The sequence below is a fragment of the Rothia sp. P100 genome, from assembly GCF_023712425.1.
Taxonomy (GTDB): Bacteria; Actinomycetota; Actinomycetes; order Actinomycetales; family Micrococcaceae; genus Rothia; species Rothia endophytica.
Genome location: NZ_JAMAYG010000001.1, coordinates 316,929 through 343,649, shown reverse-complemented (window position 1 = coordinate 343,649; position 26,721 = coordinate 316,929). Strand labels below are relative to the sequence as shown.

Annotated in this window: 20 protein-coding genes and 1 tRNA gene; 15 read left to right on the top strand and 6 right to left on the bottom strand. The window is 54.7% G+C overall.

Going from position 1 to position 26,721, the window contains the following annotated elements; genetic code table 11:
- Positions 1-17: 17 nt before the first annotated feature.
- The gene (locus tag M3668_RS01610) at positions 18-1,379 is read right to left on the bottom strand and encodes a zinc-dependent metalloprotease (RefSeq protein WP_251379083.1); all 1,362 of its coding nucleotides are present in this window, start codon (positions 1,377-1,379) and stop codon (positions 18-20) included.
- A 218-nt stretch (positions 1,380-1,597) separates the two neighbouring features.
- Here M3668_RS01610 and M3668_RS01605 point away from each other — a divergent pair, with 218 nt between their 5' ends.
- The 3 genes from M3668_RS01605 (at position 1,598) to M3668_RS01595 (ending at position 6,231) form a co-directional block, all read left to right on the top strand.
- Entirely contained in the window at positions 1,598-2,680 is a 1,083-nt protein-coding gene (locus tag M3668_RS01605; RefSeq protein ID WP_251379082.1) for a YlbL family protein, read from the top strand.
- Between the two features lie 177 nt (positions 2,681-2,857).
- Complete coding sequence (locus tag M3668_RS01600) at positions 2,858-5,950, top strand: UPF0182 family membrane protein (RefSeq protein ID WP_502948942.1); 3,093 nt, start codon at positions 2,858-2,860, stop codon at positions 5,948-5,950.
- A gap of 204 nt (positions 5,951-6,154) precedes the next feature.
- A tRNA-Met gene (locus tag M3668_RS01595) sits at positions 6,155-6,231 on the top strand.
- A gap of 137 nt (positions 6,232-6,368) precedes the next feature.
- Here the strand turns inward: M3668_RS01595 and M3668_RS01590 are convergent.
- On the bottom strand, positions 6,369-6,809 hold the full coding sequence (locus tag M3668_RS01590; RefSeq protein WP_251379081.1) for a hypothetical protein: 441 nt from the start codon (positions 6,807-6,809) through the stop codon (positions 6,369-6,371).
- Between the two features lie 369 nt (positions 6,810-7,178).
- Here M3668_RS01590 and udk point away from each other — a divergent pair, with 369 nt between their 5' ends.
- On the top strand, positions 7,179-7,802 hold the full coding sequence (gene udk / locus M3668_RS01585) for a uridine kinase (RefSeq protein WP_251379080.1): 624 nt from the start codon (positions 7,179-7,181) through the stop codon (positions 7,800-7,802).
- A 106-nt stretch (positions 7,803-7,908) separates the two neighbouring features.
- Here udk and M3668_RS01580 read toward each other — a convergent pair whose 3' ends face one another.
- Positions 7,909-8,622, bottom strand: a complete 714-nt coding sequence (locus tag M3668_RS01580) for a PspA/IM30 family protein (RefSeq protein WP_251379079.1) — start codon at positions 8,620-8,622, stop codon at positions 7,909-7,911.
- A 161-nt stretch (positions 8,623-8,783) separates the two neighbouring features.
- Positions 8,784-10,844 (bottom strand): TPM domain-containing protein, encoded by a 2,061-nt coding sequence (locus M3668_RS01575; protein ID WP_251379078.1) that lies wholly within the window; start codon positions 10,842-10,844, stop codon positions 8,784-8,786.
- A 279-nt stretch (positions 10,845-11,123) separates the two neighbouring features.
- Here M3668_RS01575 and M3668_RS01570 point away from each other — a divergent pair, with 279 nt between their 5' ends.
- A complete protein-coding gene (locus M3668_RS01570; protein WP_251379077.1) occupies positions 11,124-12,575 on the top strand; it encodes a S1C family serine protease in 1,452 nt (483 codons plus the stop codon).
- A gap of 87 nt (positions 12,576-12,662) precedes the next feature.
- Here M3668_RS01570 and M3668_RS01565 read toward each other — a convergent pair whose 3' ends face one another.
- Positions 12,663-13,130 carry a tRNA (cytidine(34)-2'-O)-methyltransferase gene (locus M3668_RS01565; protein ID WP_251379076.1) on the bottom strand — a complete coding sequence of 156 codons (468 nt, stop codon included), beginning with the start codon at positions 13,128-13,130 and terminating at the stop codon, positions 12,663-12,665.
- Between the two features lie 114 nt (positions 13,131-13,244).
- On the opposite strand from M3668_RS01565, the gene M3668_RS01560 reads away from it, so the two are divergent.
- From M3668_RS01560 to secA, 10 genes are all read left to right on the top strand, one after another.
- Complete coding sequence (locus M3668_RS01560) at positions 13,245-14,474, top strand: cysteine desulfurase family protein (protein WP_251379075.1); 1,230 nt, start codon at positions 13,245-13,247, stop codon at positions 14,472-14,474.
- An 89-nt stretch (positions 14,475-14,563) separates the two neighbouring features.
- Complete coding sequence (mnmA, locus tag M3668_RS01555; protein WP_251379074.1) at positions 14,564-15,754, top strand: tRNA 2-thiouridine(34) synthase MnmA; 1,191 nt, start codon at positions 14,564-14,566, stop codon at positions 15,752-15,754.
- Between the two features lie 142 nt (positions 15,755-15,896).
- On the top strand, positions 15,897-16,268 hold the full coding sequence (locus tag M3668_RS01550) for a chorismate mutase (protein ID WP_251379073.1): 372 nt from the start codon (positions 15,897-15,899) through the stop codon (positions 16,266-16,268).
- 27 nt (positions 16,269-16,295) lie between these two features.
- On the top strand, positions 16,296-17,387 hold the full coding sequence (locus M3668_RS01545) for a uroporphyrinogen decarboxylase/cobalamine-independent methonine synthase family protein (protein WP_251379072.1): 1,092 nt from the start codon (positions 16,296-16,298) through the stop codon (positions 17,385-17,387).
- 79 nt (positions 17,388-17,466) lie between these two features.
- Positions 17,467-18,153, top strand: coding sequence for an MtrAB system response regulator MtrA (mtrA, locus tag M3668_RS01540; RefSeq protein WP_251379071.1), 687 nt, complete (start codon positions 17,467-17,469; stop codon positions 18,151-18,153).
- An 84-nt stretch (positions 18,154-18,237) separates the two neighbouring features.
- Positions 18,238-19,854, top strand: a complete 1,617-nt coding sequence (gene mtrB, locus M3668_RS01535; protein ID WP_251379070.1) for an MtrAB system histidine kinase MtrB — start codon at positions 18,238-18,240, stop codon at positions 19,852-19,854.
- Positions 19,841-21,526, top strand: coding sequence for an LpqB family beta-propeller domain-containing protein (locus M3668_RS01530; protein WP_251379069.1), 1,686 nt, complete (start codon positions 19,841-19,843; stop codon positions 21,524-21,526). Before mtrB ends, M3668_RS01530 begins: the two co-directional genes overlap by 14 nt.
- A gap of 108 nt (positions 21,527-21,634) precedes the next feature.
- Positions 21,635-22,480, top strand: a complete 846-nt coding sequence (locus M3668_RS11090) for a ComF family protein (RefSeq protein ID WP_353055957.1) — start codon at positions 21,635-21,637, stop codon at positions 22,478-22,480.
- A gap of 155 nt (positions 22,481-22,635) precedes the next feature.
- Entirely contained in the window at positions 22,636-23,280 is a 645-nt protein-coding gene (gene hpf / locus M3668_RS01525) for a ribosome hibernation-promoting factor, HPF/YfiA family (protein ID WP_251379068.1), read from the top strand.
- A 209-nt stretch (positions 23,281-23,489) separates the two neighbouring features.
- Complete coding sequence (gene secA, locus M3668_RS01520) at positions 23,490-26,132, top strand: preprotein translocase subunit SecA (protein ID WP_251379067.1); 2,643 nt, start codon at positions 23,490-23,492, stop codon at positions 26,130-26,132.
- Between the two features lie 86 nt (positions 26,133-26,218).
- Here secA and M3668_RS01515 read toward each other — a convergent pair whose 3' ends face one another.
- Entirely contained in the window at positions 26,219-26,719 is a 501-nt protein-coding gene (locus M3668_RS01515; RefSeq protein ID WP_251379066.1) for an Rv3235 family protein, read from the bottom strand.
- Positions 26,720-26,721 lie beyond the last annotated feature (2 nt).

The following is a 26,721-nucleotide window of genomic DNA, read 5'->3' as shown; positions in this document are numbered from 1 at the left end:
TCGTCTTCAGCCTCGGGCTATTCATCGTAGCCGCCGGAGAGTAGTTTTTCGAGGGCTGCGTCGAACTCGTCTTCGCTGGCGTTGATCAGAGCTCGGCGTGAGATGAAACCTTCGGGGTCATCAAGGTCCTCGCTGGTGGGTAGCGTTTCGGGTGCTGCCCAGAGACCGTCGCGAGCCTCAAAGCCGTGGGCTTCTTCGTAGGAGCGCCAGAAACCCAGAGCTTCGCGCATTTTGCGGGGGCGGAGCTCCAACCCAACGAGCTGGGAGAAGGCATGCTCAGCAGGGCCGCCAGTAGCACGGCGTCGTGCCATGGTTTCAGACAGCTGGACTGCCATGGGCAGGTTCGTAGTGGCTTCTTCGGTGATGAGCGTGACCCACCCTTCGATGAGGGCTAGCAGAGTTTCGAGGCGGTCTAGAGCCAGCTGCTGATCCTCTGTGTTCTGAGGCTTGAACATGTCACCGCTGAAAGCTGCCATCATTTCTTCGGGATTGGTGGGGTCAATCTCAATCTCTGAGGCGGCTTCCTGCATCCGTTCAATATCAACGTGGATGCCGCGTGAGTAGCGTTTGATCAGTTCAATAATGTCTTCGCGCAGCCAGGGGTTAGCTTTATGCAAACGGGTGAGGGCCGCTTCACGCACCGCCAGGTAGAGCATAATTTCCTGAGCAGGAATCTCAAGCCCCTCACCAAAAGCAGCAATACCGCCGGGGAGCAGGGCCGAGCGTCCTGGAGCCAGGGGGATGCCGATATCGGTGGAGGAGACAACTTCACCGGCGAGCTGGCCGGTGGCTTGACCCACCTGCATGCCGAACATCATGCCGCCTATTCCGGCAAAGATGTTGCCCCCGCCCAGCATGCCTTTAATTTCTTCGGGCATCTGGGTCTGAATGGAGGTGTTCATGGCGGTAGAAACCGAAGACGCCACGGGTCCAGCAATTTCTTTCCAGGTGTCAAAGGAGTTCTCTAACCACTCTGCCTTAGACCATGCTTCAGCGTTGAAGGCGGGCCGATCGAAGGCGGTGACGGGGTCGAGCCAGAGGTCAGCTAGGGCGGCTGCATCGCGAACAGCGCCTTGCTGATTAGATGTCATGGACGGGTCAGAGCCTGCGGTAATCACCTGCCGGGCGTGCTGCTTAGCTAGGTCCCAGTTAACCGGTTCATCGGTGGGCTGGGCATTCATCATGGCGTTAACCTGCGCGAAGATGCCAGAAAGCATCGCGGGGTCGATGGGCATCCCCATATTTTTCATGGCATCGGGGTCAAAAGCACCGTTAGCTTCCATACCCATAGCGTTGGGATCGAAGCCTGATTCTTGAAGTTTTCTGAAGAATTCTTCCATGGGGTCATTGCCGGAGTTACCAAATGGATTGTTGGTCATGCTCTGCCTCGCTTGTTGGGTAGGGGCGCAGCCCGAGCTGCACGGTTCTTCTACCAGCCTACTTGCTCAGCCCTCCAACTGCCTCGTAGTTTAGCCCTGGGCGAGTGGGAGTCTGCTGTGTAAATAGTGGGTGCCGAGTAAGGGAAAGCGACAGAGATACTGGCCTAGAGATCGCTGCGCGGTAGGGGCAGGGTTAGTTTGCTTGTAGGCTATTGCTTATGGTTTTTCCTCAGAAGGTTAAAAAGAGCAGGGTCCCTGCACCCCGCGCCGATTTGCGCAGGGTCAGTGCTTGGGCAACTCTGGCATTGGTGGCTGTTTCTTTTGTGGCGCCGGCTAACTTTGTGACCGAGCAGCCAGGCCCCACCTTTAATACCATCGGTGACTTTAATGAGAAGCAACTCATTGAGATTGAGGACGCAGAGACCTACCCGGTCAGTGGTGCTCTAGATATGACTACGGTATCCGTAGCTGGTGGGCCTAACTCAACGGTAGGAGCCTTGAATGTACTTTCAGCCTGGCTGAGTGATTCGGGCTCTGTGTTGCCCAGCGACCTCATGTATGCCCCCACCGTGACCAACGAACAAGTCAGTCAGCGTAATTCGGCGGAGATGACCAATTCGCAGGAGGTAGCTCAAGCGGCAGCGCTCACCTATCTCGGTGAAGATTTTACCGAGCATCTCACGGTTTCCGGGGTGGCTGAGGGTGGTCCTAGCGAGGGCCTGATTGAGGAGCAGGATGTTATTCTGCGGGTTGATGGTGCTAACCTAAATGGTTTTGAAAGCCTCACAGAGGCAATTAATAAGCCCCAGGGAGCGGCTGTGACCGTCACCGTTCGGAGGGATGGAGCGGAACAGGATTTCACTATCACCCCCATCTATAACGAAGAAAACGATAGCTATCTTTTGGGGCTCTATCTGGCACGCAGCTTTGACTTTCCGCTGACCGTTAACTACGGCTTAGAAGAAGTTGGTGGTCCCTCTGCTGGCCTGATGTTTGCCCTCGGTATTATTGATGAACTCACCGAGGGTGAGATGACCGGGGGAGAACACTTCGCCGGTACTGGCACCATTGACACGGATGGGGCCGTAGGCGGTATTGGAGGTATCGCGCAAAAGATGCGGGGCGCCTCGGAGGCGGGGGCTACCGTCTTTCTTGCACCCGCTGAGAACTGTGATGAAGTGGTGGGTCGAGTGCCCTCGGGGCTGAGCGTGGTGAAGGTAGAGACGCTCACTGATGCTGTGGAGGCAGTAGAGCAGATTGGCAAGGGTTCAGATCCGGCGACCTTCCCCACCTGCTCCTAAAGACCAGAGGGCTGAGGTTTTCTCTCCATCTGCTAGCTGAATGTTACCTTTCACCTCGAAACCCCCTGTTTTCTTTGGCAGAATGGTGCCTAATACCTTGAACCGTTTCACTACGGTTCAGTTATTTATGTAGCCGCTCAATCTGCGGCGCACCATTACAATACCGAAGGAACATGTGTGAGTACCGGAAGCACCGCTAACACCTCTTCACGCGCTCCTCGGCGTAGAAATAAACCCCTCTTGATGACAGCCGCTATCGTTGCGGTTGCCATCGTAGTTTTTGTTTTTGCTAGCCAGGTATACACCGACGTCCTCTGGTACAACCAGCTGGGCTACCTCAAGGTGTTCATCACTGAGAATCTCACCCGCATTATCATTTTTGCTGGAGTGGCTCTGATTTCAGGGTTAGCGATTTGGGCAAGCCTCTTCTACGCTTACAAGCGCGGCGAACTGCAAACTCCCAACCCTAAGCGTTATCAACAGCGTGGCCCCAGGGTTGACGCTGATGGCAACCCTTTGCCCGATCCCTACGCTGATTTCCAAGAAATGTTCAATCAGAACATGGCACGCTACCGCGATAGCGTTGATTCGATGCGTAAGGTGCTGTTGATTGCAGTGCCTCTACTCCTGGGTGCTTTTATTGGTACCGGGGCCATGTCCCAGTGGGAGACCGTTCTCCTTTTCTTCAACGGTGAAAGCTTCGGTGCCACCGATGCCGAGTTCGGTATTGATCTGGGTTTCTTTATGTTCACCCTGCCCTTCCTGAACCTGTTGACCGGTATTCTGCGCACTATCGTCATTTTTTCAGCGATGGCGGCTCTGGTTATGCACTACTTCTACGGTGGCATCCTGGTACACGAAAAGGGTATTACTACGACTAAGGCCTTCCGCCAGCACTTCGCTATTTTGGGAGGCATCTTCTTGTTGCTGACTGCCGCTGTGCTCTGGCTGGACCGTTACAACGCTACACAGGACCAGTCCGGTTCTTGGGCTGGCGCTATGTACAGTGACGTAAACTCCATCATTCCGGTCAAGGCCATTCTCGCTATTGCGGCTCTGTTGGTCGCGGTTCTCTTTGTCGTGACAGCCATCAACGGTAATTGGCGTCTTCCCATGATTGGTACTGCGGTGCTGGTTATTGCTTCGCTGGTTGCTGGTAGCCTCTACCCCTGGATCGTTCAGCGTTTCCAGGTGGTACCTAACGAACAGGCCGCTGAAGAACCTTACATCCAGCGCAATATTGACGCTACCCGCGCTGCTTACGGTCTGGATGCCATCGAGGTCACTAATTATGACGCGAAAACCTCCACCGCCGCTGGCACCCTATCGGGTGAAAGTGAGACTATCTCGAACATTCGCCTCCTCGATCCCAACGTGGTTTCCGGAGCTTTCGCGCAGTTGCAGCAGTTCCGCCCCTACTACCAGTTTGGGCAGAACCTCTCAGTGGACCGTTACGATATTGACGGCACCCCCACGGATACCGTTATTGCTGCCCGTGAGCTGAACCCTGCACAGAACTCCGGTTCATCCTGGGTTAACCAGCATGTGGTCTACACCCACGGTTACGGCGTTATCGCAGCTTATGGCAACCAGGTAGAGGCCGACGGCAAGCCCAAGTTCATCCAGTCCGGTATCCAGGCAACCGGTGAGATTAGCGAGAGCTATGAGCCCCGTATCTACTTCGGTGAGTCATCCCCCGACTACTCCATTGTTGGTGGAACCTCTGAGGATGAGCCGCTAGAGCTTGACCGCCCCCAGACCACTGACGATGAGAGCGGCACGGACGCCAAGTACACCTTCAGTGGTAACGGCGGGCCTAACATCGGTAACCCCTTTAACCGTCTTGCCTACGCTATCAAGTACCAGTCATCTGACATTCTGCTTTCTGATGCGGTGCGTCCTGAATCCCAGATTCTCTACGACCGTAACCCCTCTGAGCGTGTTCAGAAGGTAGCTCCCTACCTGACTGTGGATGGCAATCCTTACCCTGCGATTGTTGACGATCAGGTGGTTTGGATTGTTGATGCTTACACCACCAGCAACCAGTACCCCTACTCCCAGTCAGCTGAGCTTGATAACGCAACCGCTGACTCTGACACTGCCACCGGTGTTGCCCAGGCGTTGCCCAACGAGCGGGTTAACTACATCCGTAACTCGGTGAAGGCAACGGTCAATGCTTACGATGGTTCGGTTAACCTCTATGCCTGGGATGACGAAGACCCTGTGCTGAAGTCTTGGCAGAAGGTATTCCCCGAGACGGTCAAGCCTTATAGCGAAATGAGCGCTTCACTGATTGATCATGTGCGTTACCCGCAGGACCTCTTCAAGGTTCAGCGTGAGGTGCTCAACGCCTATCACGTGACTCGGGCTAATAGCCTCTATGCCGGTGACGATCTGTGGTCTATTCCTAATGATCCCACCAATGACAGTGGGCAGCCACTGCCGCCTTACTACATATCTCTGCAGATGCCAGGGGAAGATTCAGCTAACTTCTCGCTGACTACCTCCTTTATTCCGCAGCAGTCAGATAGCAACACACGTAACGTCATGTATGGCTTCTTGTCTGCTAATGGTGATGCTGGCACTGGTCAGGACGGCGAGAAACATGAGAACTACGGAAAGCTATCCTTGCTGGAGCTTCCCCGCTCGTCAGTTGTCCCTGGCCCCGGGCAGGCTCAGAACGTCTTTGACTCTGATACCACGGTCTCTACCGAGCTGAACCTGCTGCGTACCGGTGCATCATCGGTGATCAACGGTAACCTGCTGACTCTGCCCGTGGGTGACGGTATTCTCTACGTCCAGCCTGTTTACGTACAGTCATCTGGCGATGCAGCATACCCGTCACTGCGCCGCGTTCTGGTCGGATTCGGTGAAAACGTAGGGTTCGCTCCCACGCTTGATGAGGCCTTGAATGAGCTCTTTGGCGGTTCTTCTGGCGCTGAAACCGCCGCGGATGCCGGTGTGAATGAGGCTGAAGCTGCCCAGGCGATGGACCCTGAAGCTACTGATACCGGTTCTTCTAGCTCCGCTCCTAGTGATGCTGAGGGTCTGCAGGGTGCTCTTGAGGACGCTCAGAGCGCCATGGAAGATGCCGATGAGGCTATGAAGAATGGTGACTGGGCTGCCTATGGTGAAGCTCAGAATCGTCTGAATGACGCTCTTCAGCGGGCTCTTGAGGCTGACGGTGTTGAAGGCACGGTTGCTTCTCAGCCTGCAAATGGTGCGAGCGCTTCGGCACTGGCAACTGCCAGCGCAGGGGCTGACCGCTAGCGATCAGGCCCCTGGCTCATTGAGGGGGCTGGAGCTAAACACAAGGGTGCTGCCCTCCCGTAAGGGGGAGGGCAGCACCCTTTTGGGTTTTTTGCTGATGGTGGTGCCCCTTGCTGCTAATACCCTATGTTTTGAGGGGTCGGTCACAAATAGGCCTCTCGACTTGCGCAGTGGTTATGGGGTGCGTATAGTTATATAAGTCGCCGCGGGGTGGAGCAGTTCGGTAGCTCGCCGGGCTCATAACCCGGAGGTCAGAGGTTCAAATCCTCTCCCCGCAACCAAGACGAAAAGCGTCTCACGAAAGTGAGGCGCTTTTCTTTTTAACTATATGCGCCGATGAGGGCGAAAAAAACCTGCAATCGGTACTGGGGGGCACCGATTGCAGGTCTATATCGTGTATACAGCGATCTTAAAGGTTTTAGTCGGCCTGGAATATCCGGGAAAACGTTTTCTGTTCTTCAAAGAGTGCTTTACGTAAGCTGTTGGCAAAATCAGCGGGGATGCGTGTAAAGCGGTGAGTACCACCGTCTAGGGATAGAGTATGGCCTGCCAGTGGCTGGTAGGACAGGCGTGCGTTCTCAAGACTATCGAAGTTCAGCGAAACTGAATGGCCGGATTGAAAGCTGTTTTTAATAATCAGCAGACGCTGGCTGGTCACGAAAAGAACTGAATCGCCAAAGCCAGAAAAGCGCCCGGGGGCAATTTCTAACACAGTCTCGCAGCCAAGGAGTGAATCAGCCATGTGCAGCGCCTTTTGCAGCTTCTTGAGCTGATTCTGATGAGATGAATGTTGGGAGAAGGCCTGATTCAGGGAGGGGGAGTCGAAGGTTTCATTGACCCAGTTTTCGAATTTCATCATGGTTGGTCCTTCGTGGGGGAAAGGCAGGCGCGTGCTTCCATTTACTATACGGGTTTTTGTCCCCAAAAGGAGGGGGCCTTATTGGAATTAAAAAACTTAGCTTAGGGTCACAATTAATTATCCTGTGGAGAGTAAATGGCGTTTAAGTTTATGAAGCACCTAGTAGAAAAGATTTATAAAGTTTCCATATCAAGTAAATATTTTTCTAATGATGTAATCAGGATTTAGTCAGATAGGGGACAAAACCTGGGTTGGCGGGCAAAGAAGTTAACTGAGGGTGTATAGGTAACCCTCCAAGACTTCCACGCCCTGGTGTCATAAACGTGTCACAATTAAAGAAGTTCTCCACACAATCGGCAGAAGAGACTCATGAAACCCCTCATTATTGGTATTGCAGGCGGCACCGGCTCCGGCAAGACGACGCTCACCAACTCACTTCTTAAGCGCTTCAACGGCCAGGTAGGGGTGATTTATCACGATAACTACTACAAGCGCAATGATCACCTCACCTACGATGAGCGTACTGAACTTAACTACGATGCCCCCACAGCCTTCGATAATGATCTTCTGGTCACTCATCTCAAGGCTCTCATCGGCGGTCAGACTATTGAGACTCCGGTGTATGACTTCACCGACCATAATCGCTCAGAAGAAACGATGATTGTTCAGCCTCAGAGGATTATTATCCTTGAGGGCATTCTCATCTTCGTTGAGGAAGAAATTCGAAAACTGTGCGATATCAAAATTTTCGTTGATACCGATGCAGATGTACGCATCCTGCGTCGACTACGAAGAGATGTCATTGAGCGTGGCCGCAGTATTGAGTCGGTTGAAAGCCAGTATCTCGCCACCGTTAAGCCCATGCATGAGCTCCACGTCGAGCCTTCAAAACGTCACGCGGACATGATTATTCCTGAAGGGGCGAACCTTGTTGCTTTAGATATGCTGTTCCATCGGGTCAACGGGCAAATCCACGGGTGGGCAGACAAGTGATGCCAGCCAGGGCTTAAAGTAAGGGGCCAGGCGCCACAAACAGTGGTGCCTGGCCCCTTAGATAACTTCTAGCCCTGTAGTAGGAGGAGGCTAAAAGTTGGTGAGCTTACTTGCCGTTTTTGAGAGCAGCGAGTCGTGCATCAAGTTCGGCCTGACGGCCCAGCGATTCCAGGTCATTGAACTGGGCGTCCAGGGAGGATGCTGCGAGCTCCTGCTGCCCACGAACCTTAGCTTCCTCACGGCGAACCTTGTCCTCAAAACGGGAGATTTCGCTGGTGGGGTCCATAACATCAAAAGACTTGAGGGCATCGTGCACCTGTGACTGGGCAGCAGCAGATTTCTGGCGAGCGTTAAGCTCATCGCGCTTGCGTGAGATTTCGCCCAGCTTTTCCTTCATCTGAGTCAAACCAACCTTCAGCTTCTCCACGATTTCGGTCTGTGACTGAATCTGAGGTTCGATAGCTGAGGCTTCGTTCTCTGCCTGCATCTGGCGACTAAGGGCAATGCGCGCAAGGTTGTCGAACTTATCAGCGTTGGCGGTGTCACCAGCAGCACGGAACTCATCAGCTTTGGTAGAGGCAGCTAGAGCCTTTGAGCCCCATTCGCTCGCTTCACGGGTATCTTCTGCATGGTCTTCTTCGAGCATACGCAGATTGCCGATGGTCTGAGCAACAGCCTGCTCAGCCTCTGCAATGTTGTTGGTGTAATCACGAACCATCTGATCCAGCATCTTCTGAGGATCCTCTGCAGCATCGATCAAGGAGTTAATGTTTGCCTTGGTAAGCTGTGCGATGCGGCTAAAAATAGTCTGCTTTGCCATGAATCTACCTTTCGGGTATTGCGGGTCAGGCGTCGGGCACATGACCACTTGTTTTATTGTCTCAGGACGCTCGCCCCTGGGCTAGGGCTTAGGGGTATCTAATGCTACGTTCTGGGCGAAATTGGTTATTCTTTGACCTCGCATCTAGGGGAGTGCGCTGGTTAGAAGTTACCACCGGCACCGCCGCCTGACCCCCAGCCACCTCCGCCGAAGCCACCTCCACCAAAGCCGCCGCCTCCGCCGAAGCCACCCCCGAAGGAGCCCCCACCCCAGCTGCCTCCACCAAAGCCACCGCTACTGTTGTTTCCGCCCAGCAAGGTGCCCAGCAGAATGCCGCCCAGCATTGCTGAGTTGAAGTTGCCATTGCTACCACCGCGACCACCGTAGCCGCTGTTGTTGAAGTGATCGACGTCGTTGCGGGCGATGTTCTGGGCCTCGTTGGCCAATCTAATAGCGTCATTGGCGTTAGCCAGTGCGGTCACTGGGTCTGAGGTTTGCAGTCGCTGCGCCTCTTGAAGGTGACGCTCAGCTTCACGCAGACGGGTTCGAGCCTCTGCCTTCACCCCGCCGCGTCGAGCCCACACATATTCACTCGCGGCAGATACCTGGGCTTGGGCTGAAACCAGGGCATGGCCCAGTGTCTGGCGTGCTGACTGTTGCTGTTCGTGGATCTGACGCACAGAGCCTAAAGCGGTGTCCAGTTCGGAGCGCACTTCGTGCAGGCGCTGGCTCAGAAGGTAGGGGTCAATTAGTCCCTTATGGCGTTCTGCCCGAATTTGGCCCAGCACTGCTTCAACTCCTGCTGCTGCACCTTGCAACTGGCTGCTGCTTCCGGCTCCGCTGCGAGCCAGTTCCTTAGCCTGAGCTACATCTCGGTCGGCAATGATGAGAGCACTGTCGAGGGACGCGGCCGTTGCATCGAGGTCTTTGGACGCGTGGTCAATGGACTCCAAAAGCCCCTTAGCTTGCCCCAGGGCCTCTTCAGCGGCACGCAATTTGATGATGGCGCCACTACGATTGGTAGCAAGCTGCTCTTCAGCTTCCTGCTCGGTGTTTCGGGCGAATTCAAGACGGGCCTTAGCCTCTTCGATATTGTCCGCCACCGTGGCGAAGGCGCTAGGGGCGTAGGCTGCGGTCATCGTAGTGAGTGAGCGTTGAGCTGCGGGGAAGAGCTGCTCTGTTTGCTTAATTTCAGTAGCTAGGGACTCTAGAGCCTGCGGGGCATTTTGCTCCAGCTGACGAAGCTTAGCGAAGCTGTCTTCCTGTTCGCTGAGCGCCTTCTGCGCGTCTTGGGTTCTAGCAATAATCTCGCTGAGCCAGGCACGCTGATCGGCTTCGGTATCGGGAATATCGTCATCAAGCTGTTTTTGCAATTGGAAAGATCGCTGCATGTGAGACTTAGCTTCTTCAATAGCTGCCAGGTAGGGGGTTACCGCATCTTCACCGTACTGCAGGCGAGCAAACTCAACTTCTTGCAGGGAGTGGGCAATAGCGTCGTCGGTTGAAACGAGTAGCTCACCGACCTGCTGGCGCAGTTGCTGGATACTGGGCTGGGGAGGCTGCTGGGCAGAGGAGGTGCCCGTACGGCCGCCTCCTGTGCGCTGACCCTTACGGGCAGAACGGCTACGGCTCAAGAGCAGAGCGCCACCGCCGGCTACTGCGGCAACGCCCAACAAGGTGCCGCCACCTATCATCACTTCGGTTGCGCGTGAGGTATCCGAGTTTGAGGCAGCAGATCCACTAGTGCCACCTGAACCCGCTGTTTCTTCGATACCTGTGACCGCGGCGTCGGCAGCCCCCTGGAAGTCAAGCTGGGTGAGTTTGGGGTAGATGTAATCGTTATAGATGGTGTTTTGCTGGTCCCTCGAAAGAACCGAAGTGTCACCGGCAATGAAGTAGGCCTGGCGGTCTTCGGTAGCAATGACTAACAGAACATCCTGGGCACCAAAGTTGTTGAGCTCAGCGAACCGACTAGCCCATTCCGAGGAGCTGGAAGGTGCCTCAAAGCTATCAACCGTCACCACAAAGAGATTAACCCGCTGACTGCTTGAAAGATTTGAGATATCAGTTTCAAGACTGGAGGTATTGCCCAGGGAACTGGTGGTATCGGCTACACGGACACCGGGATCTAAATCAAACGGTGCTTCAGCGTAGGCGGCGGGGCCTAGGGCTAGCCCTAGAGCAGCGAGTAGTGAAGCACTCGTGAGTCGTGTGCGTAACATATTTCCCCTTGGTGTAATGGTCCGAAGATTGCTCTGTTTTCATCATAGGGCGTAAATCACTCTATGGCGCCCTGCTGGGGCCAACCTTTCGCGGTGAGCACAGGGCGAGCAATTTTTAGGGGTGAGCATGGGTTTAGTAGTGAGCTTTCCTCTAAACCTGGCTCCCAGTTAAAGCACAGCTAATCTTCACAGTGAATCCAGATGCGTGGAGAATAATAAGCAATCGAACATGCGCCAACGAGGTCGGAGGCGCTGAATTGATGATGAAGGACATACCTCATGACCGAGAATTCCTGGAACCCCCAGAAACCGCAGAAGCCGCAGGGGGAAAGTGAGCCGAACCCGGCACCTGCTGACCAGGACCAAACTGTTCCGCTGAATACGGCCTACCCCGGTGACCAGGGGCGTTCAGCTTACGGTTCATTTGGTGCCTATCAACCGCAACCGGCCCCCAATGCCCCTTACGAAGCTACAGCAGCTCCCTATAGCGCTAATGCGGGTTACGAAAATCAAGCGCAAAAGAGGAAGCCCGGCTTTAAGACCCTCACCGCGGTTGCCCTGCTGTCAGCGCTGCTGGGCGGTGGCGCCGGTGGGGCTGTGGTCGCAGCCAGTGACTTTTCCACCGCATCAGGTACCGCCTCTCTGAGCAGTGGCACTACCATCGTCAACAACACCGATTCGGTTAACGCTGTAACGGCTGCTGCAGCTAAAGCCACCTCCTCAACGGTGACTATTTCGGCTGCTTCGACGAGTGAATCTGGGGCAGGTTCTGGGGTAGTGCTTGATGATGAGGGGCACATCCTCACTAACACCCACGTGGTAACGCTTGATGGGGCGACAGCATCAGCCGAGATCGAAGTGCAGCTTTCCGATGGCTCGGTTCGTACCGCCAGTGTTGTGGGCACTGACCCAACCAGTGACCTGGCAGTCATCAAGCTCAACGATGTTTCGGGACTGACTCTCACTCCGGCCTCCCTGGGAGACTCGGGGAACCTAAACGTGGGTGACACAGCCATCGCTATTGGTGCACCTCTGGGGTTAGAGAACACGGTAACCACAGGTATCGTGTCTAACCTGGCGCGCACCATCGAGGTAGAATCATCTGCCGTTGATGAGCAGCAGACAGATTCTAGCGCTCAGCAGGACCCTTTTGGTAGTTCCCCTTTCCAGTTTGAGATGCCCGGTCAGCAGTCACAGAGTAGCACCAACTCAACAATTTCAATCAATGTTATTCAGACCGATGCGGCGGTTAACCCCGGTAATTCGGGAGGTGCTTTGGTCAACGCTGACGGTGAAGTCATCGGAATTAACGTGGCGATTGCTTCCACCGATTCAGGCAGCTCAAGTAGCGGCAACATCGGCGTAGGCTTCGCCATCCCTATTAACTACGCCAAGCGCGTTTCTCAGGAAATCATTGAGAATGGATTTGCAAGTCATGGTTTGCTGGGGGCTAGTGTTTCAACGTCTCCAGCTAATAATGATCAGTCTGAGGCATTCGGTGACGGAGCCCTGATTCAGGAAGTGGTCAGTGGCGGTGCAGCTGACCTCGCGGGGCTCCGCAACGGGGATGTCGTGGTTGCTGTCGACGGCCGTTCCATTAGCGAAGCCACTGAGCTTACCGCCGCTGTGCGGGAAGCGGCAGCTGGGAGCAAGGTGAGTTTGACCGTCAACCGAAATGGCTCAATTCAGGACGTCGATGTAACCCTGGGCGATAGCAGGGACGCCGGCTAAGAGATATAACGATGCGGGGTGGGCCTCACTGTTAGGTGAAACCTACCCCGCTTCGTTGTAGCCAGTAACTTCTAAGGCTCTTAGACTCTAGATTGCGCCGCCGGGAAACCCGTGCTGTCGCCATGCTTCGTAAATTGCGATAGAGGCGCTATTGGCTAGATTGAGCGAGCGGCGCCCCGGAACCATAGGGATTTTAACGCGCTCGGTGATGTGCTCATCGTTCTGCACTGCCTCGGGTAGCCCCACCGATTCGGGGCCGAACATGAGCACATCCCCCTCGTGGTATTCGATACTGGCAAAGTTAGTGCTGGCCGTGGTGGTAAAGGCAAAGACGCGGGCAGGGGTAAGGGCTGTCCAGGCGTCCTCCAGGGTTTCGTGGACGGTCATCACGGCTAGGTCGTGATAATCCAGACCGGCTCGGCGCAGGTTGGCGTCCTCAAAGTTAAAGCCTAGGGGTTTGACCAGGTGAAGCTCGGCACCGGTGATGGCGGCTAGACGAATCGCGTTGCCGGTGTTGCCGGGGATCTCGGGGGTATAAAAAAGAATCTTGAACACCCCACCAGTTTACGCAGAAGCCGTGGGGGTTTTTCGTGAACCAGCCCATACACGGCCGGGGGAATGGGCGGGTAAGATGAAAGGCTGTACTTGAGTCGGCACGAAAGGAAGCCTATGCCACGCGTTTATATGGATCACGCTGCTACCACCGATGTCTTGCCTGCAGTGATAGAAGCGGTGACCGAGCAGATGCGTGCCGGCGGCAACCCTTCGTCCCTGCATTCTGCTGGGCGGCGTGCTCGTGCCACCGTTGAGTACGCGCGAGAGCAGATTGCTGGTCTGGCTGGCTGTGACTCAGCCGAGGTCATTTTTACCTCCGGTGGCACGGAGGCAGATAACTTGGCGGTTAAGGGTCTCTACTGGAAGCGCCGCGAAGCCAACCCTCAGACGGTGCGCATTATCCTCTCAGCGGTGGAACACCACGCGGTAGGAGATGCGGCAGAATGGCTAGAAAAGCATGAGAACGCTGAACTGACCTGGCTACAACCGGATGGTGATGGACGAATTGCTCCCGAAACTCTCAGAGAAGCAATAGGCGATCACCCAGAAACGGTAGCCCTGGTCACGGTGATGTGGGCTAATAACGAGGTGGGTACCGTACAACCGGTCTCGCAACTAGCGGCAGTCGCGGCTGAATACGGCATCCCTTTCCATACCGATGCTGTTCAAGCTTTTGGCACTCTCCCTCTTAACTTCCGTGCAAGCGGAGTGAGCACCATGGCTATTTCCGCCCATAAGATCGGTGGTCCCATGGGTGTTGGTGCTCTCATCGCTACCCGAGCTACTGGGCTGACTCCCGTCTTGCACGGGGGCGGGCAGGAGCGTTCGGTACGTTCAGGCACCATCGATGCCGCCTCCATCGCAGGTTTTGGTGAAGCCGCTAAGTGGGTTGGTCAGAACCTGAAGCAGGAGGGCCAGCGTCTAGCTCAGCTACGCAACCGTCTGGTGGAGGGAGTCCTGGCAGCTATTCCTGAAGTGACTCTGCGGGGTGCACCGCTTGAGACCCCCGAGCAGACAGTAGACGGTGCGGGTAGGCTCCCCGGCAACGCCCACTTCACCTTCCCCGGCTGCGAAGGCGACTCCCTGCTCTTCTTGCTGGATATGGCTGGAATTGAAAGTTCCACGGGCTCAGCCTGTAATGCGGGGGTACCCCGCCCCTCCCACGTCCTTCTGGCGATGGGGCTCACCGAATATGAGGCCCGTGGTGCCCAGCGTTTCACCTTGGGCCACACCAGCACCGAAGCCGATGTCGATGCCCTGCTAGCGGCCCTACCCGCAGCATGGGCCCAGGCAAAGAAAGCCGGTATGGCAGACCATACCCCAGATGCTGGTCGCTGGAACTAGCCTAAGAGCAAGCAAACTCACGAAATATGTAGACCCTGCCGGTGGTTGCTCAAGTAAAGAGACCACCGCACCCAAGGATTGAGAAGACTATGAAAATACTGGCAGCTATGAGCGGCGGGGTAGACTCCGCTGTTGCCGCAGCCCGCGCCGTTGAAGCTGGTCACGAGGTGGTTGGCGTGCACCTAGCGCTCTCCCGTATGCCCGGGACCCTGCGCACCGGCAGTCGAGGTTGCTGCACTATCGAGGATTCCATGGACGCCCGCCGAGTCTGTGACCAGCTAGGCATCCCCTTTTACGTCTGGGACTTCTCAGAACGCTTTAAAGAAGACGTGGTTGATGACTTCATCAGCGAATACGAACACGGCCGCACTCCCAACCCCTGCATGCGTTGCAACGAAAAAATTAAGTTCGCAGCCCTGCTGGAAAAGGCAGTTGCCCTAGGTTTTGATGCCGTAGTCACCGGCCATTATGCAAAGGTTATCACCGATGCAGAGGGCAACCGCGAACTGCACCGCGCCGCCACTTGGGCGAAAGATCAGTCCTACGTGTTGGGCGTCCTCACCCACGAACAGCTACGTCACGCCTGGTTCCCGCTAGCCGATACACCCTCCAAGGACGAGGTGCGTGCCGAAGCAGCCCAGCGAGGCTTCTCCGTGGCCAAGAAACCAGACTCTTACGACATCTGCTTTATACCAGAGGGTGATACCCGCGAATGGCTCGAAGAACACATCACCATGACTCAGGGCAACATCAAAGATACTGAGGGCAACCTTTTGGGCACCCACCGCGGTTCCCAAGCCTTCACCGTAGGTCAGCGTAAGGGGCTGGCTATCGGGCACCCAGCCGCAGACGGCAAGCCCCGCTTTGTGCTGGAAATTCGTCCCAAAACTAACGAGGTGATTGTGGGTGGTCGGGACATGCTCGAAATCGATGAGATCCGCGGCATCCGTGAAACATGGGCCGGTGTCCCCATCGCCGAAGCCGCCGACTTCCTGGCCCAAAAGCCAGTAGAGGGCGCTCGCAGTGCTGACTTTGAGGTGGAAGCCCAGGTGCGTGCCCACGCAGACCCGGTTGCTTCAACCGCTCACTTGGTCTGGGTGCTGGACGATGAGGCAGAGACCCCCGGCGCTCTCCGACTTGAAACCGTGGTTCGCCTGAACCAGAAGCTCCGCGGCGTAGCTCCGGGGCAGACCATGGTGATTTACCAGGGCACCCGCGTTCTGGGCCAGTCAACCATAGCCCGTGCCTACTCACTGGACCGTGCTGACATTACTGCTTGATGATAGGGAACTGGCATAGTCTCCATCTTCTGCCGGGGCGTAAACGGGCACCACAGCGTCCTCACTGTTTCAGTAGGTGGGAACTTATCCTAATAGATGTACCCAAAGAGCCGGGAATTTTTAGACTGGAATGATGAGCAACATGAGTACAGACCCTGATGAGCTGAGCGCTCACGAGAATTTTGATACCCGAGCAACTTCTATGACGGGTGTTGCCCCTGGAGTGCTAGAAGAGCTGTTCACCATGCGGCAGACCATCGATAATATGGATGCTGCTCTGGTACACATTTTGGCTGAACGCTTTCGTGCTACCCAGCGGGTAGGACATCTGAAGGCTGAGAACAGTTTGCCGGCGGGGGACCCGGGGCGGGAAGAGGCTCAGATTAAGCGTCTGCGCGGCCTGGCGCAGGCAGCTCATCTTGATCCTGAATTCGCAGAGAAGTTTCTGAACTTTATTATTTCTGAGGTAATCCGCCACCATGAGCGAATTGCAGCCGAAATTAATGAGCCCTAATCTCAACTGAAAGGTCAGCTGAAACCTGTGAAACAGCTCCCTGCACTTTACCTGCCTACAGACACTGAGATGCTTGCGCTTCGCAGAGATACTGAACAAGCCCTGACCTTTGAACAGCACCTCTTGGTACGCGCAACCGGTCTAGGCGGCTGGGGCGGGGTGAACATGGTGGACGCTGTCAGCCGAGTACGGGGGGAGCTGGGTGCCCCGCACCTTAGTTTCTTACCTGAACTGGCTGACCGAGGCTTTCATGCCACGGCTCTGGGGCGCACCCTGGCCTGCCTTGAGGGGCTGACTGCTGATGTCACGGCTAGCGGCTGGCGTATCACGGAGGGGTTCGCCAAAGAAGGCAATCTTGCACAGACCGTTTTAGCCTCAGATATCAATGCTCTTGCTGATGTTGTGGGGAAAGAGAAAAACCCCGAGGGCGGGCTTAAGGTGCGGCTACTGGGGCCCTTTAGCCTTGCTGCCAGTACCTACCTGACCAACGGGGAGCTGGTCCTGATTGATTACGGGGCCCGCAGGGACATATGCGACTCTCTTCTTGCAGGTCTTGAATCACTGGTGGAGCGATTAAAGCAGGCTGCCCCCGGGTTGCACTTAAGCTTACAGTTCGATGAACCGTTGCTTCCCGCCGTCCTCGCCGGTGCTATCAAGACATCGAGTGGGTATTCAACGGTGAGGGCACTGAGGCGGCATGAGGCCGTCGAAACCCTGGCTAAAATTCACCGCTACGCGGAGGGGTTAGGAGTCAACGTGCTGGTGCGTAGCAACGTCCTTGAACTGCACCCAGAAATCCAAGCAGTGCTCACGGCTCCGGTGCTTAACCTCTCCGGTCGCCCGACCCGCGACTGGGAGCTGGTAGCCAGGATGGTAGAAGCGGGAGCCCGCCCTCTCTTGGAGACTGTCTCACCGCGTACACGCCTGCCGGTGGGGGAGATAGCAGGTGATCTCTGGGTTCGCTGGAGAGATGTTGGTTTAGCCAAGAACCTGCTGAGCAGTATCACTCTTACCGATCTACCAGGTTTAGAAGAGCAGAGCCCAGAAGTTGCCACAACCGTGCTGGGGCATCTAACGGAGACCGCCCGCGCCCTCTCAGAAATTGCCCAGGACGCTTAGGAGCTGGTCTACAGCGGCAGATGAGGAGACACCGGTTAGACTGGTAGCTGATCTATCTTGAATTTCGAAGGAGCGCCCCGTGAACGCAACCATTCTCGTCGTTGATGATGATGATGCCCTGGCAGAGATGGTGGGAATCGTCCTAGCCCAGGAAGGTTACGACGCTGTCTTTTGTGACGCTGGCGATCGCGCCCTGGAATCTTTTATCACTCATCAACCTGATCTGATTCTCCTGGATTTCATGCTCCCCGGTATGGACGGAATTGAGGTGTGTACGCAAATTCGTGCTGAATCAGATGTCCCCATCATCATGCTCACCGCTAAGGGTGACACCGAAGATGTAGTGAAGGGCCTAGAAGCTGGTGCAGATGACTACATCACTAAACCTTTTAAGCCCGCAGAATTGTTGGCCCGAGTCCGTGCCCGCCTTCGCCCGCGAGAAGAACGTTTCAATGAGCCAATCCGCGTGGGTGCCCTTCACATTGATCTCGCCGGCCATACCGTTTCACGCGACGGTGAGAATATTTCCCTCACTCCGCTGGAGTTTGATTTGCTTGCTAACCTTGCTCGCCAGCCGGGGCAGGTGATGACTCGTGAGACCCTGCTAGGGAATGTCTGGGGCTATGAAAAAACCGTAGATTCTCGTCTGGTTAATGTTCATATTCAGCGCTTGCGAGCCAAAATTGAGAAGGACCCAGAGAATCCCGAGATTGTGCTCACCGTGCGAGGCGTGGGCTACAAGGCTGCCGCACACGGGGCACGCTAAACGGTGGCTCTCTCCCTGGGTACCTCGGACGCTGAGCGGGGTCGCTTCCACTGGCTGGGGCGGCCCCTTCACCGTCTTAGAAAAATGTGGCAGCAATCCCTTCAGTTTCGCGCTGTTCTCACTGCTGCCCTACTGCTCCTTATCTCCTTCATGTTTGTTGGGTCCTTTATTTCCCACCAGATTGCTAACTCTCTGTTCCGAGGCAACCTAGAGCAAGCTTTAGAGGAATCATCGAGCGGCTTCAGCAACGTCCAAACCTTGCTGAATGCTTCTGATGCTACCGGTCGTACTGAAATTCAGCGGGACGTTGCCCGGTTCTTGACGGTGCTGGAAACCACCAGCGCGGATCGCAACCGTGAGTGGGTGCTCCTGCAAGATATCAACGCCACCACACAGGGCTTCGTCTCGGAGCAAAGCCAATCCGGTAACACAACAGCTGCCGATATCCCGGAGGAACTAGCGCAAACGGTGAGCTCTGGGCGGGGTATTTACTGGCAGTCTTCGGCAAGTGTAGGGGCGGACGGAAGGACGGTTCCTACCTTGGTGGTGGGTACTAAGATTTCAATTCCACAGAACCCTGATTACGCTTTTTACCTGGTCTACGATTTGTCTTCTTCTCAAAACACGGTGAATTACATCAACGTTGTGGTGTGGATTGGTTTCGGTATTCTGCTTCTGGTGGTTCTTTCAATTGTGTGGGCCATTTCCCGAACCGTGATTCGTCCTATCAGTTCCACTGCGATTACGGCAGAAAAGCTTGCTGCTGGTAACTTGGACCAGCGTGTTCTGGTACGCGGTGAACACGAAACAGCCAGGCTTGGCATGTCCTTCAACCGCATGGCTGACTCACTTCAGAACCAGATTTCTCGCCTAGAGACGCTGTCCACTATGCAGCAGCGTTTTGTCTCCGATGTTTCCCACGAGCTTCGCACGCCGCTCACCACGGTCCGTATGGCAGCAGAGATGCTGCACGATAGCCGAGACAACATGGAACCCATTTATAAGCGCTCTACCGAATTGCTCTATGACCAGGTAGATCGCTTTGATAACCTGCTGGCAGACTTGCTGGAGATTTCACGCTTTGATGCGGGCAGCCAGACCCTTGATCCCGTTTCAGTGGACTTCATGGCCGTTCTCAGCGAAGTGCTCAAGACGGTCGAGCCGCACCTGCAGCGTACGGGCACCGAGTTGACCGTCCACACCAATCACTCTGAGATGATGGTGGATATGGACCATCGCCGTATCGAACGCGTCATGCGTAACCTCCTCTTCAACGCTGTGGAGCACAGTGAGGGTAAGCCCATCGATATTTATATTGATGCTACCGACACCGCTTTGGGTGTTGCGGTGCGTGACCACGGCATAGGTCTGAGCCCGGAAGAAACGGATCAGGTCTTTAACAGGTTCTGGCGAGGAGATACGTCCCGTAAGAGGACGCTGGGTGGAACTGGGCTGGGGCTATCGATTGCTGCCGAGGATGTCCGTCTGCACCAGGGAACCCTTGAGGCCTGGGGTATTAAGGGGCAGGGGGCCTGCTTCCGCATGACCATTCCCCTGAAAGAAGGCGGAGCAATGGGGACTTCACCCGTTCTCATTAGCGGGCACCCCACCCCTTCACCCGTTGAAGCTGAGCTTGGGGCTGACACCTCCGCCCATCGATTAGGAATAGAGCAGGAGCAACACCTCAATGCGACCTCTTAACCGTAGAGACCTCCTATCGGCATCTTTTGTCTCAGCGGCAGCCGCTCTAACAGGCTGCGCTGCGATTCCGACCGATGGAGAAGTAAACCATTACGCTGACCCTCGGAATACGGCTTCACCTACCGAAGCCATCGACACTCCCGCTGGGCCGGTGCCGGGGGCTACACCTGCTGAAATTATCGATGGGTTCCTGCACGCCGGGGTTGGGGCTAACGATGATTACAGTGTTGCCCGTCTTTTCCTCACTGAATCTCTGGCTGAATCCTGGAGACCTGACGGGCAGACCCTCATCTATAACTCGTCGGTTATAACCGAAGAAACTGGGCAGGATACCTTCATGGTAACCGTCCCAACCTCCACTCTTGTAGACGGTAGGGGGCTTGCTACCTCCTATACCGAAGCTACAGAAAATGAACTTGAGTTTACTCTTCAGCAGGTAGAGGGGGAGTGGCGGGTTGCTACTGCTCCAGATGGAACTGTCTTGAGTAGAACTGAGTTTGGTGAGGTTTTCAGCCCTTTCACCCTCTACTTCTACGATCCAACCTTTACTCAGGCTGTGCCTGATGTGCGCTGGTTCGTAGAACGCCCTACCGTCGCAACGTCTCTCGTGAAGGTTTTGCTGGAAGGCCCGGCGCCTTATCTTGAAGGTGGTGTGATCACAGCGATCCCTCCTAACACCACTTTGGCCCGAAATTCAGTGACGGTGGAAAACGGCAGAGCGGACGTTCAGCTGTCAGGCGGGCCCTCTCTGCAGTCTGCGAGTGCACTCGATTTGGAACGTCTGCGGACGCAGCTCACCCAGACTCTCTCAAACATAGCTTCTATTACCTCAACCCAGCTGAGCATTAATAATCAGGTGATTAATACTCAGGATCTTGAAAATTACCGGGAGCCGGCAATTAACGCTGAAGTGCCTCCATTTGTGCTGGGAGTTGAGAATAACCGCTTGGTGATGCGCGATAATTTGTCTGCGAGTGAGAACCAGAGTTTAGTTTTTGCGCAAAATGGCGTTGCCCCAGCTCAGCCCGCGATGAACTACAGCCGCACTTCCTTTAGCTTTACGGCTGCTGACAGATCTGAGCTGTGGTTAGCTACCCTTTCAGAAGCTCAAGTGGTGCACAGGGGGGTAGGTATTCTTCAGCCGAGCTATGATCATCAGAACTGGCTGTGGATCGCTCAAGAGGACGGCAGTGTGCTGACCTTAGCTGCGGGCCAGCGGGGAGCTGAGCCCAGAACACTTGAAACATGGCTGCACGGTCAGACGCTTTTGTCGTTAGCGGTAGCGCGTGACGGTGCCCGTGTTGCTTTGGTGACCTCAACTGATGGTGCTACTTCGGCTTGGATTTCAGCGATTCGCCGGGCTGAAGACGGGGTGCCGCTGGGGTTGTTAGATCCAGTTCAGGTGGGCGCCGACATCAGCCCTGACGGTGTGGAGTGGGTGAGTGATGAGGACGTAATTCTTTGGAATACCACTACAGCTGAAACCGAGATAGTCTCATTGACCGGTCAAAGCACTCGATATGACAACCTGCCCGACATTGAGCATATAGTGACAGGTAACGGTGTTGACCAGGTGGTTGCTACTAATAAAACGGGCACGCTTTTCATCGTGGCTGGTAATGGTTGGACTCGCATTGAATCCAGCCTGTCGGCGCTTAACTATTCGGGCTAAGCCTCATTTAGTCCCAATGTGGCGGTAATCATTTTATTGGTCCGCACCACTTATCCACTTTTCTAGCTGTCGCTTGTGGTTTAGGCTCTGGGTCGCCATTCTAACGGTATGAAAAGTATAGATGCTCTAGCGGGCTGGGGTGCCAGAGGTGCGCATTCACTTGATGAACTGGCGGAGCTCTTCGCACCGAGGTTCTGCGCTGCGTGTAGGTCCTACGGGGAGCCCATGCGGGGCAGAAGGGCACTGTGCCTCAGGTGCTCGAGGCTTTTGAATATAGCTACCCTGAATCTTGTGATGACGGAACTAACCTACGCTCCCTGCCCGGTAGCAAGCTCCGGTGAGTATGAGTACGAGCTAGCTCATTGCCTCTTGAGTTTTAAAAACGCTGCGCGTACTGACCTGGTATCCTATCTAAGTTCTGCGCTAGCTCGGTCGCTGGTTTTTCTGTGCCAGGAGCTTGGTCTTGCCCAGATTGCGGGGAAAGGTGCATCGGTTTATCTCGTTCCTATCCCGTCCAGCCGGCAGTCAGTACGACGCCGGGGTTTCGCGCCTGCTTCCGAAATCACGAGGGCTGCTAACAAGCTCCTACCTTCGACATATCCAGGAGTAAGTTTTACCGTTCTTGAAGCTTTACGCCCCCTTTACGCTGGCGAAGGAACGGAAGTACTAACTGGTCGTGTGAAAGGTTCCCAGAAGCAATTGGGGCAGCAAGCAAGGTACTGGAGAATGCAGGGCAGCCTGGGAGTGCGTCAACCTGCGCTGAGCTGGGCTGGGCGTTATCTGGATTTATCCGGCCGAGTCTGCATTATCTGTGATGATGTTGCCACCACGGGTGCTTCTATTGCTGAAGCTTATAGGGTTTTATCGGAGGCTGGTGCTTGCGTGGTGGGCGCGGCCGCTGTTGCGAGAGTTCAACGGCGTTCGGAGCTACCCTCGTCTCGGATCATCTCTTAAGAAATATAAAAATGAAGAAAATTTCCCAAAACAACCGCAAAGAATGACTTGCGCCACAAACAGGCGTACAGTTAAAGCAAGGAATCAGCCAGACAGATTCCCCGGATCGAAGCCTTCACAAGCTAAGATTCAACCCCCAGACCGTGGAGGGAATTGTGGAACTCAACGTACAAGGCCGCAACGTCAAAATTAGCGAACGCCTGCAAGAATACGTCGAAAGTCGAGTCGTCAAGTTCGAAACGCTAGGCGATAACGTTACTGACATCGAAGTCAAATTTACTAAAGAAGGCAATGGCGGCCCACGCTCAATCCGTGTTGAAATCACCGTGATTGGTCGTGGTCCCGTACTTCGCGCAGAATCAGAGGGCGAAGATAAATTCGCTGTTTTTGACGATGCCTTTGGCAAACTTCTTGAGCGTTTACGCCGTGCTCGTGACCGTCGTAAAGACCGACGTATAGGTGGTAAGCATCCTGTCTCGGTGGCTGAAGCTACCGGTTCCATCCCCGTAGTAGCTGAAGGTCAGACGGTTGCTACCACTGATATTCATGTTGACGATGTACCTGTCGAGGAGGCCGCGTTCGCCGGTGGATATAACCTCACCGATGAAGTCTCTTCTCCCATTGAAATCAGGAAGAAGAGCTTCCCCGCTGATCGGCTAACTTCCGAAGAAGCCGTTGACCGGATGGAGCTAGTAGGCCACGATTTTTTCATCTACGTTGATAAAGAAACAGGCGCACCATCCGCAGTCTACCGCCGTAAGGGCTGGTCCTACGGTGTGATCGCTCTCGACGCTGAGTAAAGACTCCTAGGTTATTTTCAAAGCCTAAAATATCTAATCGGCCCCCACCCTCTAGGGTGGGGGCCAGCTTTTTGACCGACAGAACACGCGGGCTTCTCTAAGCGCTGGGCAAAAGCTCATCAGAACACCAGTGGTGCACTAGTATTATGTGAATGACTGCGTGCAGATTGTATGCAGCTGCCGGCCCACCTACCTAGGAGCAAACTTCAGTGGCATCTCTTCTGGAAAAGCTACTCCGCAGCGGAGACAAAAGAATCCTCAAGCAGCTGCGTGCTTACACCGATGCAGTAAATTCACTCGAAGATAGCTTTGTCGCCATGACCGACGAAGAGCTCCGCGCTGAAACAGACTCCTTCCGCCAGCGTGTTGAAAAGGGCGAAAACCTGGACCTTCTACTTCCAGAAGCTTTCGCTGTGGTTCGTGAGGCATCTAAGCGCACGCTGGGTAAACGTCATTATGATGTTCAGCTAATGGGTGGTGCTGCTCTGCACCTGGGCAACATCGCCGAGATGAAAACTGGTGAGGGCAAAACTCTGGTTGCAACCGCTCCTGCTTACCTCAATGCTCTCTCAGGCAAGGGCGTTCACGTCATTACGGTTAACGATTACCTGGCTGAATACCAGGCGAACCTTATGGGTCGAGTTTTCCGTTTCTTGGGTATGGAAACTGGCGTTATCCTTGCGAACCAAAGTCCCGAAGTGCGTCGTAAGCAGTACGAAGCAGACGTTACTTACGGGACCAATAATGAATTCGGCTTCGATTACCTACGCGACAACATGGCGTGGACTAAAGAAGAGCAGGTGCAACGTGGGCACAACTTCGCGATTGTCGATGAGGTTGACTCAATTCTGATTGATGAAGCTCGTACCCCCCTGATCATCTCAGGCCCAGCTATGGGCGAGGCTAACCGCTGGTACGGCGAATTTGCCCGCATCGCTAAGCGCCTTGTTCGTGATGAGGACTATGAGGTTGATGAAAAGAAACGTACCGTTGGTGTGCTTGAAAGCGGTATTGATAAAGTTGAAGACCACCTCGGTATCGAGAATCTTTATGAATCGCAGAATACCCCCCTCATCGGCTTCCTCAACAATGCCATCAAGGCTAAAGAGCTCTTTAAAGCCAACAAGGACTACGTTGTTATGAACGGCGAAGTCATGATTGTCGATGAGCACACTGGGCGTATTTTGGCTGGGCGCCGCTATAACGACGGTATCCACCAGGCAATTGAAGCCAAGGAAGAAGTCGAGGTTAAGCCCGAAAACCAGACCATGGCGACCGTGACGCTTCAAAACTACTTCCGCATGTACGACAAACTCTCTGGCATGACGGGTACCGCGGAGACCGAAGCAGCCGAGTTTATGAATACTTATGAACTGGGTGTTGTTCCTATCCCCACCAATAAGGGCATCCAGCGAATCGACCAGCCTGATAAGGTCTATAAAAACGAAATCGCTAAGTTCAATGCGGTGGTCAAGGATATCCAGGAACGCCATGCAAATGGTCAGCCCGTTCTGGTGGGAACCACCAGCGTTGAAAAATCTGAATATCTGTCAAAACTCCTTGTTAAAGAGGGTATTCGCCATGAAGTTCTCAACGCTAAGAATAACGCGCGCGAAGCGTCAATCGTAGCTCAGGCAGGGCGCAAGGGTGCCGTTACTGTAGCTACTAACATGGCTGGCCGAGGCACCGACATCATGCTGGGCGGTAACCCCGAATTTGAAGCCGTTGAATCTATGAAGGCTCTAGGGCTTGACCCTCTTAAAAATGCTGAGGAATACGAATCCAAGTGGCCTGAGGTTCTTGAAGAGGCAGAACTGGCGTCGGCAGCAGAGCATGACGAGGTAACGGCTCTGGGCGGTCTTTATGTGCTGGGTACAGAACGCCACGAGTCGCGGCGAATCGACAATCAGTTGCGCGGTCGTTCGGGGCGTCAGGGCGACCCCGGGGAATCACGCTTCTACCTCTCGCTGTCAGATGATCTCATGCGCCTGTTCAACGGTCAGGCAGCTTCACGTCTTATGGCGGGTGCACCGGACGATACGGCGCTGGACTCAAAGCTAGTATCTCGTGTTATTGCCTCAGCACAGGGGCAGGTCGAAGCTCGTAACGCTGAACAGCGTAAAAATGTGCTCAAATATGATGATGTTCTGAACCGTCAGCGCGAGGCGATGTATAAGGACCGCGGGCAGATTCTTGATGGCAACGATCTCAAGGATCAGATTCAAAAGTTCCGCATTGAGGTTATTACTTCGGCCATTGACGCACACGTTGGCAGCGGGCACGCAGAGGACTGGGACTTTGATGCACTGTGGGAGTCACTCAAGACGGTTTTCCCCGTTTCTATCACCCCAGAAGATCTTTTCGAAGAGGCTGGGGATCGTACTAAGGTCACCCGCGATCTGTTGGTAACCGAGGTGCTTGCCGACGCCGAAGTGCAGTACGAGGATCGAGAAGCTTCTGTTGGTGAGGAAGCCATGCGCGAAATTGAGCGTCGAGTGGTGCTTTCAGTAATCGGCAAACGATGGCCTGAACACCTCTACGAAATGGATTACCTCAAGGAAGGTATCGGACTGCGTGCTATGGCTCAGCGTGATCCTCTGGTTGAGTATCAGAGGGAGGGCTACGCCATGTACCAAAGCATGATGGGAGCCATTCGCGAAGAAACGGTTTCAACCCTCTTCAGCTTGGATCTTTCAAAGCAGCGTACCCAAAATTCAAAGATTCAGCTGAAGATTCCTGCTCAGCCTAAGTTCTTGCAGTATTCGGCACCTACTGAAAGTGGTAAGGCAGAGGTTCGCACTGAGCCTGCTCCAGAGCCTGATAATGATGCCATTGACATAGAAAACAAGTAGATACCCAGAGGGGGGAGGGGCCCGGTCAGCTTATGATCGAGCCCCTCCCTTTTAGGTTTTACAGGTTTATGTGCGGGCGTGAGTGCTTAGGCAATATCAAGAGCCGTAATTTTCCACCGACGGTTGAGGAACTCAGCGCGCAGGGCTACAGCTCGCGCCCTCTGTGCGTCCTGAACGATAAGGCAGGCCTCGTAGGCTTTGGGTGACACCTTTTGAAGAATAATCCTGCGAGCCTTTACTGGGTGCACCCTGGGCTGGAGTGGGCCTGAAGAGGCCGGTGGCTTGAAGGTGCGGTTGACCATCTCATGAACCTTCTGAACCTGTTGGTGGACTCTTCGGTAACAAGCCTGAGAAAGCCAAGGGGAAAGGTGGTGCATGGGGCGTAACCCCATGAAGATTTCAACGGTGGCCAGCCCAATTGAAAGTGTCAGCTGCTCGACCGATTTTTCTTCTGCACTGATGTAGACCGGATCGTTTGGTGGTTGCTTAACCTGTCGTTCGAAGTAGGTAGCGTAGTGCTCTTCGTATTCTGTTGCATCGATGATGCAATAACGGTTGCGGTCATGTTCTGGGAATGCGGTTTTCATGG

Coding starts and splice junctions, on each gene's coding strand:
- M3668_RS01570 (WP_251379077.1), top strand. CDS start 11,124: ATGACCGAGAATTCCTGGAACCCCCAGAAACCGCAGAAGCCGCAGGGG.
- M3668_RS01590 (WP_251379081.1), bottom strand. CDS start 6,809: ATGATGAAATTCGAAAACTGGGTCAATGAAACCTTCGACTCCCCCTCC.
- mnmA (WP_251379074.1), top strand. CDS start 14,564: ATGAAAATACTGGCAGCTATGAGCGGCGGGGTAGACTCCGCTGTTGCC.
- M3668_RS01580 (WP_251379079.1), bottom strand. CDS start 8,622: ATGGCAAAGCAGACTATTTTTAGCCGCATCGCACAGCTTACCAAGGCA.
- M3668_RS01575 (WP_251379078.1), bottom strand. CDS start 10,844: ATGTTACGCACACGACTCACGAGTGCTTCACTACTCGCTGCTCTAGGG.
- M3668_RS01560 (WP_251379075.1), top strand. CDS start 13,245: ATGCCACGCGTTTATATGGATCACGCTGCTACCACCGATGTCTTGCCT.
- udk (WP_251379080.1), top strand. CDS start 7,179: ATGAAACCCCTCATTATTGGTATTGCAGGCGGCACCGGCTCCGGCAAG.
- mtrB (WP_251379070.1), top strand. CDS start 18,238: ATGTGGCAGCAATCCCTTCAGTTTCGCGCTGTTCTCACTGCTGCCCTA.
- M3668_RS11090 (WP_353055957.1), top strand. CDS start 21,635: ATGAAAAGTATAGATGCTCTAGCGGGCTGGGGTGCCAGAGGTGCGCAT.
- M3668_RS01605 (WP_251379082.1), top strand. CDS start 1,598: ATGGTTTTTCCTCAGAAGGTTAAAAAGAGCAGGGTCCCTGCACCCCGC.
- M3668_RS01550 (WP_251379073.1), top strand. CDS start 15,897: ATGAGTACAGACCCTGATGAGCTGAGCGCTCACGAGAATTTTGATACC.
- M3668_RS01530 (WP_251379069.1), top strand. CDS start 19,841: ATGCGACCTCTTAACCGTAGAGACCTCCTATCGGCATCTTTTGTCTCA.
- M3668_RS01515 (WP_251379066.1), bottom strand. CDS start 26,719: ATGAAAACCGCATTCCCAGAACATGACCGCAACCGTTATTGCATCATC.
- M3668_RS01610 (WP_251379083.1), bottom strand. CDS start 1,379: ATGACCAACAATCCATTTGGTAACTCCGGCAATGACCCCATGGAAGAA.